This window comes from Micromonospora sp. NPDC047467 (assembly GCF_040643095.1).
Lineage (GTDB): Bacteria > Actinomycetota > Actinomycetes > Mycobacteriales > Micromonosporaceae > Micromonospora.
In genome coordinates, this window is the sequence record NZ_JBEYTO010000005.1 from 433,304 (window position 1) to 444,856 (window position 11,553).

Here is an 11,553-nt window from a genome sequence, read left to right on the forward strand (position 1 = left end):
TCGGTGGACCTGACCGATCCATGTGCATCAGCATGGCCCCGGGGTGGGGTCTGTTTCTTGCCTCGCGTGGGGGTACCCATGGTGGGTAGGGTCGGGAGCGAGTGGTACCAATGCATGAGCTGTCAGGACGTGGAGGGTTGATGCATCCTCAGGCCTCACCAACCGCTATCCCCCCGCACGTGCTGCAACGCGCGGATATGCAGGATGCAATTGCTCGCCACGATTTTGGTGCAGTCTTCGTCCTTGCCCGCAAATGGGCAGGTATTAGCTATTCGAAGATCGCCGAGGCTTGCGCAATAAAGCCCGAACGAGTCGGGACTCTCGCCCGGGGGCAGGGAAGTATAGCGACATACGAAAAAATCGCCGCTATTTCTGATGCTCTACGGATTCCCGGCCATATGCTGGGTCTATCTCCCCGAGGCTGGGAGGCGCCCTCCGCTTTGGAGGCGGTTAGGTCGAGCGGAGATGAAGCCGTGAAAAGAAGAGACTTCCTGCGTGTTTCGGCTATTGGAGCCGGAACGGCTCTCGGTATTCCTTCCCTGCTGGAGGAACTCCCACGAGGCCGGATCGGTTCCGATATGCCAGCGATGCTCGCACGGCGAACCGCTCGTTTGCGTCGCCTGGACGACGTCCTAGGCGGCGGCGATACGTCAGGTATCTATCTCGCCGAATACAAGGCAACTAAGGCAATCTTGCGTGGCAGTAGCTATTCGGCCGCTACCGAGAGCAAGCTCCTAGCAATTCTTGCAGAGCAGGCTCAGCAGGCTGGATGGGCGGCTTTCGATGCTGGTGACCACGTCGCCGCCGAACACCTGTACAAGGAGAGCCACAGTGTGTCGACGCGGATATCGGATCCCGCCCTTGCTGGAAACGCTCTAGCTTTCTTGGCCTACCAGACGATCGGTAGTAATCCAAGGACGGCCGTGGAGGTCGCGGAAGCCTCATGTGCGGCAGCCGATGGGGGAGTGCCGGCCACCGTCGGGGCGTTGCTGCATGAGCGGCGAGCCTGGGCACACGCGGTGGCAGGGAACGCCAGGGAAGCAGACGAGGCGCTGGCCGCTGCCCAGGCTGCCCTGGCGAGCAACCAAGGCACGGCTCAGCCGGACTGGTCGAGCTGGGTAGATGAACAGGAACTACAGATCATGGCGGGTAGGTGCTGGACCGAGTTGCGTCGACCGCTGCGAGCCGTTCCGCTCCTGGAGGATGCTCTCCGCGGCTTCGATGACGCCCATGCTCGGGACAAAGCCTTGTATTCGTGTTGGCTCGCAGACGCGTACCTGACAGCGGGCGAGATCGAGGCGGCAGCAGGGATCGCGGACCGAGTTCTCAACCTCTCAGCAGGGGTTGCATCCGTTCGTCCGCGACAAAGGCTGCAACCCATCTTGCGGCAGCTCGCAAGTCACCACAGCGTGCCGATGGTGGCCGACTTGCTAGAGAAGGCCAGGTCTTGATCCGCTAGCTTTCCTCGCCTGGGTCGACTGTCTTCCGTACCCACGACAAATAGGCGTCAGATCCCGCGACGATCGGAACGGCAACAATCTCTGGATTGTCCCAGGGGTGATGCTCCGTGAGATACGCCTGAAGATCTTCGAACCGGTCGGAATGAGTCTTGAGCAGGAGTTGCCATTCTTCGCCCGTGCCGAACTCGCCTAGGTGCCAGAAGGCCGATGTCACGGGTCCGATGATTTGGGCTCCCGCTGACAGCTTCGCCTCGACAATCTCACGAGCCAGCTTCTCGGCGGCTTCACGGGATTCTAGCGCTGTCGATACCTGCAAGAACGTGCCACGCGGATCAGCGTCGGCAGTTCTTCCACCGATCCCGAGCCTTGGCCGTCCTTCGTTCCACGTGGTGATGGTCTCCGGACGCCAGAGGTGAGTGCGGCCAAGAGTTTGGTCAGGCTCTGGCATCTGGTTGCGATTCCGGTAGGAACTGACCGTTCCGATCTGAACGCCGAGATATGCGGCAACGTCGGAAGTCGTCCACCACTCAGCGTTTGGGTCAGGTGTCGTCACGCCTGCATTATGCCAAGTCAGCCTGACTTTGCCACCCAGCCGAGGTGGCTTCAGGGTGATCCAGGGTGATCCCCATGTTGTGAGAACTTTCTGTACGAGGTCAAGGCGGCCCGCGTCGCGGACCGCTCGCGCCGCCGAACCTGGGCCGGGCCGGTGGCCCGCCGCCGCGCCTCTGGCCTTCGGCCGCCGGCGCGTCGGTGTTAGCCCGCCGGCGGCGCGACATACGACGAAGCCCCGGGCCGCTGATCTCAGCAAAGCCCGGGGCCTTCGATGCGGCAGACAAGCTAACGGAGCACAGGAACTCCCAAGCAATCACCGACTTCGTCTGCAGCTTTCGCGGATCGAACGTTAATGGTATGCGAGAATTTTTCGATGGCACGAAGGTGATGCTCTACCTGCGCGGTCGATCCGTTGGAGCCGACATCGAACAGGGATATGAAGTTGGTTACCCCAGCATCGGGACTCTCAGCTATGTGCTCCATCCGAAAGAGTAGATCGTTGACCCTCGTCTCAACGCTCTTCTCACGATCGGCGAGACTGATCTTCTCCAGCAGAGAAGCTCTACCGTTCACGTATCGGTAGTCGAAACTGAACTCACGGCGAGCTCCACGTAGATCGATGACGTATCGTACGTTCTCCTCGATTTTGTGGTCTGGCGGAAATTGAAGCTTCTGGTATAGGAGCTGGTTCGTTAGATCATCCAGCGTCGGTGCTGGCTTTTCTGGCTCTTCCCGTACCAGCTCTCTGAACAGGTCCTCTGCCATCTGCGGTAGCCGCTCTGAGGTCAGCGGTTCTAAGAGGGCGCCCCTCCGCTCAATACGGTAGTTATCCAACGACCGTGCGCTCAGGGAGGCTAGCTTCTCCTCGAACGTACCTTCGGCTAGGTGGTGACGAATGTAATTAGCCCAAGCACGTAAAGTATCAGGGCTAGCAACCGCGCTTCGCGCACGCCGGCCATCTATCTGGCCGTCAGCACGTTGGCCAATAAAGCGGGCAACACCGTGCTGATCTAGGGTTATGATCACGCCGATGTTGACTGGTTCGTTCCGGAACGCATCTCGAACGTACTTGACGAGATACCAGTTAGCTTTCATCGTCCACCTCGCCACTCCCCAAGGTCCAGGAGGTTACCTTGACATATTCGGAGATTGTGCGATCGACATAGGATCTGACACGAGTTTGACGGTGCTCAAGAAAGGACGCCAGCTTGTCCCGGGTGGCGACGTCGATGAGGCCGGCGTCTCGGCATGTCCCAACGACACGGCGGATCTCCCGCCTTCCGATGCTGCCGATCCGTTCACACCACTCCGGAAAATGCTCGGAGGTTTGCAGATGCGGTGCAAGGACGTGGCCCTTAACTGCTTGGTCCAGGCCGGCTTCAAGGGAAGCGCAGGCGTTCCCATCGGGCGGCCGATTTACCAAGGACAAGTCGTGGTCGAAGACAGCAACGCCGAGGGTCGGGATATACGCTAGGTTCTCGTCGTGGCGATCCGTGTTAAGTACCCACTGATCGAACGCGATAACGCCACTAGCCTCCCAGGGGCGCTCGCGTGCGAAGTCCTGCAGGATAACTGGAGGAGGTCTGTCCCCTTTATCGCTGAAGCCGAGCGACAAGTAGCCAGGTTCGTCTTGGTAAAAGCGGATCAACGTACCAGGAGGGACCGGAAGGCCTATGGCAGTGCCCAAGGTGCTGGCGACATAGTCGTTTAAGACGCCAAAAGGACGGTCAGCGGTGTTCCTGCGAGCATATGCGGCGACACGGACGGCGCTCACACCAAGGGAGCCTTCTACTTGTGCGCCGTGATTGGCGATTCCGTAGAAGCCGAGCCCGTCGGCGGAACGACGACTACCAGTTGAGGCCATGCCCCCACCTCCCGGCTCGACCGTCAGATCGCCCAGGGTAGCGAGTGTTGTAGCCCCCGTGAACCGGACATGCAGGCACGTTCGGCTAACATGTTCGCCAGTCGAAGCAGGCAGGGTAGTCAGGTCACCGTACGGCGGACGTGGCAGCACGAAGCCACGCCAAGGGCTGGTACGGCGCATCGTCCTGTCCACCATCGAACGATAACGCTAGCCTCCGACAACTTCGCAGGGATGCCGGCAGTCGCCGACCCGCACGCGCTGCCCGATGAGATGGCTGTTTGCCCAGGCTAAAGGCCTATCGCGACTCGCCGCGTAGGCTCTCAAACAACCTCTGCTGTTCTGGTTAGAACCTCCGGCGGGGCCTCGGACACTCCGGGATGGTTGGCGCCATCCCGACACCCTCCGTCCGGGCAAAGCCGAGCGGGTGGGGCCTGCCCGGTCAAGGTCGTTCAGACGGTGGGGTGCTCCACCTTGACCGGGCAGGCCCCACCCACTCCACGGTGTGCGGACGAAGGCCGACGGGATGGCTGAGGGGTGCAGCCGGGGGGAGGGTGCGGCCGAAGATCATCGGGCACAGATCCGGCACAACTGAGGCCGGCAAGGGCTGTCAACCAGTGTCAGGCAGCGGCAGAGTTCTCCCAGGCCCGGACGGCGATCCGCCCCGATGCGGATGATCCTCATACCCCATGAGGGATTAGTACGTGCAATCCGGGGTCCGATCAGGGACTATTGGCGCAACGGACGTCGGTGATCGGACCGGCGTCGACCGTGCGGGCCGTCGTGCCCGGCCCCGGTCGGCGTCGCTCCGCAGCAGCCGCTGAACCGGGAGGGTGACCGCGATGCCTGACATACGACCCACGGTGGGCTCTGGCGCGCTTGTCCTCAACGCCACCTACGAGCCCCTGTGTGTCGTGTCGGTGCGTCGCGCCGCGATCCTCGTACTCTCCGCCAAGGCGGTCTGCGTGGCCGACGGCGACGGCATCCTGCACAGCGCCCGCGACGCGCTCCCGGTGCCGTCCGTGGTCCGGCTGACCCGGTTCGTCCGGGTGCCCTACCGCACCCACGTCGGTCTGTCCCGGCGGGCGATCTTCGCCCGGGACGGCTGGCGGTGCGCCTACTGCCGGGGTCCGGCCGAGACCATCGACCATGTGTTCCCCCGCAGCCGGGGCGGCCGGCACGCCTGGGAGAACGTGGTCGCCGCGTGCGCGAGGTGCAACCACACCAAGGGTGACAAGACGCCGGCGGAGTTGGGCTGGCGGCTGCACGCGCTCCCGGCTGCTCCGAAGGGCACCGCCTGGCGGGTCCTCGGGCACCGTGTCCCCGACCCTCGCTGGGCCGACTGGCTCGACCTGCGGGAGCCCGAAGCCGCCGCCTGAGCCTGACCGAGAGCAGCGGAAGTCGGTGCCGGCTGCGCGTCCAGGTCAGCCGTGCTGGTGGTCATTGTCGTGGTGCTACAGCCGAGCGGCCGGCGGCTCAAGATCGCGACGGCGAAGGGCGGGGCGTAACCGCAGCGCCTCCGCCGCCAGGTTCTCCTGCCCGCCCTGCTCGCGATCGATGGCGCAGACGACCGTGTCGATCAGGGCGCCGTCGGCTCGCAGTTGCCGGCACGACGCCAGCAGCGCCCCGCCGGTCGTGACGACGTCCTCGACCACGACGACGCGCCGGCCACTGACGGGGCCGCCCTCGGCCGCCTTGCCGGTCCCGTACTCCTTGGCCTGCTTGCGCACGAAGACCGTCGGCAGCCCGGTCATCTGCGCCATCACGGTGGCGATCGGTATGCCGCCCATCTCCATCCCCGCCAGCACGTCGCACTCCGGCAGCAGCGCGACCATCACCTCGGCCACGTCCCGCAACAGAGTGGGCTGCGCCTCGAACAGGTACTTGTCGAAGTACTCGGCGCTCACCTGCCCGGACCGCAGGCGGAAGGACCCGGTGAGATGGCAGGTTTCGTACACACGACGCCCGAGGGAGGAAGTCACGCCCTCAGCGTCGCATCCGGACCGGTACCGCGCGATCCCGCCCGGATCGTGGCACGGCTCGCGCGTCAGCCAGATCGGGCCTTGACCAGCGACGCGAAGACCACGACGTTGTCCGAGTAGCCGGTGTGACCGCCGACCCACCGGCCCCCGCAGGTGATCAGTCGCAGGCCGGGTCGGCTGAAGTCGCCGTACACCTCGTCGACGGGCAGCCGCTCCTTGTCGAACCGCTCCACCGAGTCCACCTCGAAGACCGCCACGCTGTTGTCGGAGCGGGTCACCTCGATCTCGTCGCCGGAGCGCAGTTCCCCCAGTTGATGGAAGACGGCCGGTCCGCTGGTGGTGTCCACGTGTCCGACGATCACCGCTGGGCCGTACTGGCCGGGGGTGGGGCCCTGGTCGTACCAGCCGGCCTCCTGGGCGCGGCCGGCGTCCGGCACGGCGATGGTGCCGTCGGAGGCGATGCCCACGTCATGCACCGGCGCCTGTAGATCGATCGTATGGATGGCGAGACTCGTCGGGCGGCTGGCCGACAGCACCGGGAACTTCTTCGGCGGTGGCCGCAGGCCGGCGCTGAGACTGTCGGGCAGCACACTGATCCCAGTGACCTGCTCGACGCCGAGCATCGCGACGATCAGCACCATCAACGCGGCGACGGCCAGCACCGGTAGCCCCGGCCCGGCGTCGAAGCGGCGGCGCGCCAGCGGCGACCCGGCCGGACGGCTCGGCGGCAGCGGGCGGGCGTCCGGGTCGGTGGTGGCGACGCTGGCGGACACCGCCTGGCTGGCGACCCGGCGCAGCCGGTGCGAGGCCCGGACCACCAGCCGGCCGGAGGCGCGCAGCGCCCTCCCGGCCCGCAGGCGGGCACGACGCTCCGGCCGCGCACGCGCGGATCTGCGGGTCATGGCGTATCCGGCTCAGGAGCCGGCCCCGGTCCGGCGCCGGCCGCCCGCCATGCCCAGCACGACCGCGGTGGCCACCAGGGCCGCGCCGCCGAGCAGCAGGATCGAGCCGGTGCCCCGGCCGCCGGCGGTGCCGCCGCCCCCGGTCGCCGGTCCCTTGCTGGGCGAGGCCATGTTCAGCACGGTCAGCATGGTCGAGGCCGTCTGGTTGTTCTGGCAGCGCAGTTCGACCGGGTAGTCGCCGGGCTGCTTGTTGCCCGGAACGGTGACCTCTCCCTTGAGGAAGCCGTTGTCCGGCCTGAGCATCACGTGCCCGAACGCGTCGGAGTGCACGTTGGCCTGCCGGTCGTTGTTGTTGTTGTCGCAGCTCGCCCGGATGGTGACCCGGCTGCCGGCCTGGACGCTGTTCGGCGTCACCTCGACGAAGGTGTTCTCACCGGCGCGTGCCGGCGCGACCGACAACAGGACAAACGCTCCGACCAGCCCCAACAGTGTCAGTGCGGACGAGAGCGCGCGGTTGATCGTGCGAAGACCCTGCATGATTTCCCCCTCCCGGCGACTACCGCCGGAACCCTCCCCTGGGCACGCCGCTGAGTTCCCGCTGGCTCGGAGGCAAACCCGCCGACGAGCAGGGTCAGCGGCGGTGGGCGGCGGGGCTGGCGGGCGGGAGTGGGGTGATCGGCTGCCAGTCCAGCGGGGACGACAGGACCATCGTGCTCGATGGCTGGCCGTACGGGGCGAGCCGGTCGATGACCGCCTCGAAGTCGCCGATCGAGCCGGCGGCCACTCGGAGCATGCTGCACGCGTCCCCGGTGATTCGGTGGATCTCCAGGATCTCCGGCCAGCCGGCCACTTCGGGGTCGTGCAGGATGCAGCGGGGCCCATAACAGGACATTCGGATCAGCGCGACCACCGTGCGGCCGGCCCGGGTCAGGTCGACGTGGGCGTGGTAGCCGGTGATCACGCCGGTCTCTTCCAGCCGGCGGACCCGCTCCGCAACCGCTGGTGGGGACAGGTGCACCCGCCGAGACAGCTCGCTGAAGGAGAGCCTCGCGTCGGCCTGCAATTCGCGCAGCAGCGCCCAGTCCATGTCGTCCACGCTGCGACTTTACTTTCGTGAAGCGGATTCGCCCACCTGCCTTGGGTTGGCCACCAAGGGCCGGCAAGAGCCGTTGATCCGGCATTCCATCTGCCGTTCCAACCGCGGGATCATGTTGTCGGCACATCCGGAGGGAGACAACTGGTGGATCAGACGGAGCGGCGGGCGCCCAACGGCGGCGTCACGGTACGACCGGTGACCCCGCGGCAGCGGGCCGCGCGGGCCGCGCGCAACGGCGGCGAGCCGACGCTGGAGTTCGCCGAGTTGGTGCCCTACGACGCGTACGTGCGGGCCAGCGCACTGCACCAGTTGCAGCAGCCGCTCAGCGACGACCCCGGCGAGATGTCCTTCCTCATGGTCAGTCAGATCATGGAGCTGTACTTCGGGCTGACCTGCCACGAACTGCGCGAGGCCCAGCGCCTGCTGCGCGACGACCGGCTGTCGGACGCCCTGGCCCCGCTGCGCCGCGCCACCCTGCACCTGGAGGGGCTCAACGCCTCCTGGAAGGGTCTGCGCTGGATGACCCCGGCCGACTTCAACCGGTTCCGCAACCTGCTCGGCGAGGGCTCCGGCTTCCAGTCGGCGATGTACCGGCACCTGGAGTTCCTGCTCGGTCTGCGTGACCCGGCGCTGATCCGACCGTTCCGCCGGCAGGCCGAGGTGCACGCCGAGCTGACCGCCGCGCTGGCCGCCCCGAGCCTCTGGGACGACGTGGTCGCGCTGCTCGCCCGGCAGGGCTTCGACCTTCCCGCCGACCTGCTGAACCGGGATGTGGGGGTCGAGCACGACCCGCACCCGGCGGTCGAGGCGGCGTGGGTGCGGATCTACGCCGACGGCGGCCCGGACAACCCGCTGCGGCTGCTCGGTGAGGCGCTGAGCGGCGTCGCCGAGGAGTTCGGCGACTGGCGGTGGAACCACGTGAAGGCGGTGCAGCGGACCATGGGCGCCAAGGTCGGCAGCGGCGGCTCGGCCGGCCTGGCGTGGCTGCAGCGCAGCATGGCTCGGGTGGTCTTCCCCGAGCTGTGGTCGGCCCGTACCGCGATGTGACCCGAGAGCGGAGACACCCCTGTGCACACCCTTGAAAGTGAAGCCCGCCGCCTCGACGAGGCCGACCCGGGCCACCGGCACCTCTTCCACGTACCGCCCGCCGACGGCGGCGACCACCCCGAGTCGGCGTACCTGGCGGGCAACTCGCTCGGCCTACAGCCACGCGCGACCCGCGACGAACTTCTCGCCGACCTGGACGACTGGCGGCGGCTCGGCGTCGAGGGGCATGTAGAGGCGGAGCGGGCCTGGCTGCCGTACCACGAGCTGTTGACGGCCCCGGCCGCCCGACTGGTCGGCGCCCGGCCCGCGGAGACCGTGGTGATGAACTCCCTCACGGTCAACCTGCACCTGCTCATGGTCAGCTTCTACCGCCCGGCCGGGGAGCGCACCCGCATCGTCATCGAGGACACCGCGTTCCCCTCGGACAGCTACGCGGTGCGCAGCCAGGCCCGCTTCCACGGCCTGGACCCGGACACCACGGTCGTGCGGCTCAAGCCGCGCCCCGGCACCGACACGCTGGGCACCGAGGACGTCCTGGACTTCCTGGCCCGCGAGGGTCACACCGTGGCGCTGCTGATGCTCGGCGGCGTCAACTACCTCACCGGCGAGCTGATGGACATCCCGGCGATCACCGCCGCCGGGCGGGCCGCCGGCGCGGTGGTCGGCTGGGACCTGGCACACGCCGCCGGCAACGTGCCGCTGGCCCTGCACGACTGGGACGTCGACTTCGCGGCCTGGTGCTCCTACAAGTACCTGAACTCCGGCCCCGGTGCGCTGGGCGGCGTCTTCGTGCACGAGCGGCACCTCGGCGACCCCGACCTGCCCCGCTTCGAGGGCTGGTGGAGCACCGCGGCGGCCACCCGCTTCGAGATGACCCCGGTCTCCCGGCCACCGGCCACCGCGGACGCCTGGCAGATCTCCAACCCGCCGATCTTCGCGATCGGCCCGGTCCGCACCTCGCTGGAGCTGTTCGACGCGGTCGGCATGCCGGCGCTGCGCGAACGCAGCCTGCGGCTCACCGGCTGGCTGGAGCGCCTGCTCGACGAGGTCACCGCCGACCGGCCGCTGCAGGTGGTCACCCCGCGTGATCCGGCCCGCCGGGGCTGCCAACTCTCCGTACGGGTCGGCGCCGGCAACGCCGCCGAGCTGACCAAGCGGCTGCGGCACGAACACGGCGTCATCGCCGACGCCCGGGAACCGGACATCGTCCGCTTCGCCCCGGTGCCGCTCTACTCCACGTACCACGACTGCTGGCGGGCCGCTGTCGCGCTCGCCGCGACGGTCGGTCAGTCCTCGACGAAGGGTCAGTCCTGATGACCTCCCAGCGCGACGAGATCGCGATCATCGGCGCCGGGCTGGCCGGCAGCCTGGCCGCCTGCTTCCTGGCCCGGCGCGGTTACCCGGTGGCCCTGTACGAGCGTCGGCCCGACCCGCGTAACGGCACGGCCGAGCGCGGGCGCTCGATCAACCTGGCGCTCTCCGAGCGCGGCCTCGACGCGCTGCGCCGGATCGGCCTCGCCGAGCAGGTGATGACCGACGCGTTGCCGATGCGCGGCCGGATGATCCACCCGGTCGAGGGGGAGCCGCAGTTCCAGTCGTACAGCTTGGCCGGCGACCGGGCGATCAACTCGATCAGCCGGGGCGCGCTGAACAACGCGCTGCTCGACGCGGCAGCCGAGCTGCCCGGTGTGCGGATCGTCTTCGACCACCGTCTCGTCGGGCTCGACCCGAACAACGGCAGCCTGAGCTTCGAGACCCCGCAGGGCCCGGTCGCCGCCAAGGCGTCGGTGGTGCTGGGTGCCGACGGGGCGGGCTCCGCCGTACGCGCGCAGTTGCTGGCCGACGGGTTGCTGACCGAGGACGTGGACCTCCTCGACTACGGCTACAAGGAGTTGACGGTCCCGCCGCTGGGCGGGGACTTCGCGCTGGACCCGGACGCGCTGCACATCTGGCCGCGCGGCACCTCGATGATGATCGCCCTGCCGAACCCGGACCGCTCCTTCACCTGCACGCTGTTCTGGCCCAACGAGGGTGTCGGTAGCTTCGCGGCGCTGGACAATCCGGCGGCGATCGAGCAGTACTTCGCCGAGCACTACCCGGACGTGGTGCCGCTGGCCCCGACCCTGGTGGACGACTACGAGCACAACCCGGTGGGTGTGCTCGGCACCGTCCGCTGCGCCCCGTGGCAGGTCAACGGCACCGTCGGCCTGCTGGGCGACGCGGCGCACGCCATCGTGCCGTTCTACGGCCAGGGCGCCAACTGCGCCTTCGAGGACATCGTCGAGCTGGACCGCTGCCTCGACGAGTGCGACGACGAGTGGTCGGCGGCGCTGCCACTGTTGCAGCAGCGGCGGCAGGAGAACGCCGAGGCCATCGCGCAGATGGCGCTTACCAACTTCGTGGAGATGCGCGACAAGGTCGCCTCGCCGGTTTTCCAGCTCAGCCGCCGGGTGGAGCACGCGCTGGAGCGGGCCCTGCCCGGTCGGTACGTCTCCCAGTACGAGCTGGTGTCCTTCTCCACCACCCCGTACGCCGAGGTGCGCCGCCGGGTCCGGCGGCAGCACCGGGTGCTCGGTGCGCTCGCCGGTGGTGCCGCGCTGCTGCTGATCGGTGCGGTCGGCGCGGCGCTCAGTCGAGGACGGCGCGGATGACC

The 11,553-nt window shown here is 67.6% G+C and carries 12 protein-coding genes; 5 read left to right on the forward strand and 7 right to left on the reverse strand.

What is annotated here, in order from left to right; all coding sequences use genetic code 11:
- The first annotated feature begins 179 nt into the window (after nt 1-179).
- On the forward strand, nt 180-1,451 hold the full coding sequence (locus tag ABZ780_RS17460) for an XRE family transcriptional regulator (RefSeq protein ID WP_357486613.1): 1,272 nt from the start codon (nt 180-182) through the stop codon (nt 1,449-1,451).
- Nucleotides 1,452-1,455: 4 nt separating this feature from the next.
- Here ABZ780_RS17460 and cutA read toward each other — a convergent pair whose 3' ends face one another.
- From cutA to ABZ780_RS17475, 3 genes are all read right to left on the reverse strand, one after another.
- Nucleotides 1,456-1,818: a divalent-cation tolerance protein CutA gene (cutA, locus tag ABZ780_RS17465; protein WP_357486657.1), complete on the reverse strand. Its 363-nt coding sequence runs from the start codon at nt 1,816-1,818 to the stop codon at nt 1,456-1,458.
- 479 nt (nt 1,819-2,297) lie between these two features.
- On the reverse strand, nt 2,298-3,107 hold the full coding sequence (locus ABZ780_RS17470) for a hypothetical protein (protein WP_357486614.1): 810 nt from the start codon (nt 3,105-3,107) through the stop codon (nt 2,298-2,300).
- A complete protein-coding gene (locus tag ABZ780_RS17475; RefSeq protein ID WP_357486616.1) occupies nt 3,097-3,876 on the reverse strand; it encodes a hypothetical protein in 780 nt (259 codons plus the stop codon). Before ABZ780_RS17475 ends, ABZ780_RS17470 begins: the two co-directional genes overlap by 11 nt.
- Before the next feature lie 839 nt (nt 3,877-4,715).
- Here ABZ780_RS17475 and ABZ780_RS17480 point away from each other — a divergent pair.
- Nucleotides 4,716-5,252 (forward strand): HNH endonuclease, encoded by a 537-nt coding sequence (locus ABZ780_RS17480; protein WP_357008086.1) that lies wholly within the window; start codon nt 4,716-4,718, stop codon nt 5,250-5,252.
- A gap of 75 nt (nt 5,253-5,327) precedes the next feature.
- Here ABZ780_RS17480 and pyrE read toward each other — a convergent pair whose 3' ends face one another.
- The 4 genes from pyrE to ABZ780_RS17500 all read right to left on the reverse strand — a co-directional run bounded on the left by pyrE (nt 5,328) and on the right by ABZ780_RS17500 (nt 7,853).
- The gene (pyrE, locus tag ABZ780_RS17485) at nt 5,328-5,855 is read right to left on the reverse strand and encodes an orotate phosphoribosyltransferase (RefSeq protein WP_357008089.1); all 528 of its coding nucleotides are present in this window, start codon (nt 5,853-5,855) and stop codon (nt 5,328-5,330) included.
- 65 nt (nt 5,856-5,920) lie between these two features.
- The gene (locus tag ABZ780_RS17490; RefSeq protein ID WP_357486618.1) at nt 5,921-6,757 is read right to left on the reverse strand and encodes a class F sortase; all 837 of its coding nucleotides are present in this window, start codon (nt 6,755-6,757) and stop codon (nt 5,921-5,923) included.
- A 12-nt stretch (nt 6,758-6,769) separates the two neighbouring features.
- A complete protein-coding gene (locus ABZ780_RS17495) occupies nt 6,770-7,294 on the reverse strand; it encodes a hypothetical protein (RefSeq protein ID WP_357008093.1) in 525 nt (174 codons plus the stop codon).
- Nucleotides 7,295-7,388: 94 nt separating this feature from the next.
- Nucleotides 7,389-7,853 (reverse strand): Lrp/AsnC family transcriptional regulator, encoded by a 465-nt coding sequence (locus ABZ780_RS17500; RefSeq protein ID WP_357008095.1) that lies wholly within the window; start codon nt 7,851-7,853, stop codon nt 7,389-7,391.
- A 144-nt stretch (nt 7,854-7,997) separates the two neighbouring features.
- On the opposite strand from ABZ780_RS17500, the gene ABZ780_RS17505 reads away from it, so the two are divergent.
- The 3 genes from ABZ780_RS17505 to ABZ780_RS17515 are packed head-to-tail and all read left to right on the forward strand — an operon-like array spanning nt 7,998 to nt 11,551.
- Nucleotides 7,998-8,900: a tryptophan 2,3-dioxygenase family protein gene (locus ABZ780_RS17505; RefSeq protein WP_357008098.1), complete on the forward strand. Its 903-nt coding sequence runs from the start codon at nt 7,998-8,000 to the stop codon at nt 8,898-8,900.
- Nucleotides 8,901-8,921: 21 nt separating this feature from the next.
- On the forward strand, nt 8,922-10,214 hold the full coding sequence (kynU, locus tag ABZ780_RS17510; protein WP_357486620.1) for a kynureninase: 1,293 nt from the start codon (nt 8,922-8,924) through the stop codon (nt 10,212-10,214).
- Nucleotides 10,214-11,551 carry an NAD(P)/FAD-dependent oxidoreductase gene (locus ABZ780_RS17515; protein ID WP_357486621.1) on the forward strand — a complete coding sequence of 446 codons (1,338 nt, stop codon included), beginning with the start codon at nt 10,214-10,216 and terminating at the stop codon, nt 11,549-11,551. The genes kynU and ABZ780_RS17515 overlap by 1 nt, the downstream gene beginning before the upstream one ends.
- Nucleotides 11,552-11,553: the final 2 nt, after the last annotated feature.